Genomic DNA, 645 nt, shown 5'->3' with positions numbered 1-645 from the left:
TCACACCACGCCCCACCAGATGCGGAGGCACGAAGGCCCGACCATGGGCCATGATGACCGGAAAGCTGGCACCGGTAAAGCCGATTACGGCCATCAGCAGGACAGACAGCCATGTTGCATCCTCGATCCACAAGCAGAGCAAGCCCAACGCAGCTGCGCCCAGTGCGTTGCCAGCGAAAACCACCCATTTCCGGGTACCAAAAACGCGGTCCAGCGGTCCGTAGACAAAAGTGCCCGCAATCATAGCCGCACCCATGATCAGCGTTGCAGTGCCGATCTGAGTGGCACTTAAGCCAAAGACATCGTTCAGGTAAGGCCCGGCCCAAAGCCCTCGCAGCGCAGCAGAGGGGGCGTAAGCAACCAGCATCAAGGGCAGGATCAGCCACAGGGCAGGCTCCTTCAGCAGATCCAGCAGGGATCCCTTGTGTTCTGTTTCGACCTTCGCCGGGTCGTGATCAGTCAGCCACAGGCCCAATGCGATTGCGGCGGACACTGTGGCCAGCCCGACCATCGTTGCGCGCCACCCCATCCATTCCACGGCAAGCGCGGTTGGATAAGAAGCCACCAGATTTCCAACGGACCGTGCGCCCAACATCACGGCGGCCAATGTGGCAAACCGCGCCGGGGGGTATTCACGCGCAAAGA

General features: G+C 60.9%; 1 protein-coding gene. It reads right to left on the bottom strand.

The annotated features are described in order from the left end of the window. Positions 1-645: MFS transporter (locus ACR0C6_RS21900; protein ID WP_480621278.1), on the bottom strand; the 645-nt coding region annotated here is incomplete at both ends.

The organism is Ruegeria sp. AL12 (assembly GCF_056540885.1).
The sequence above is the reverse complement of the archived record's forward strand: the minus strand, read 5'-3'. Positions and strand labels throughout refer to the sequence as shown.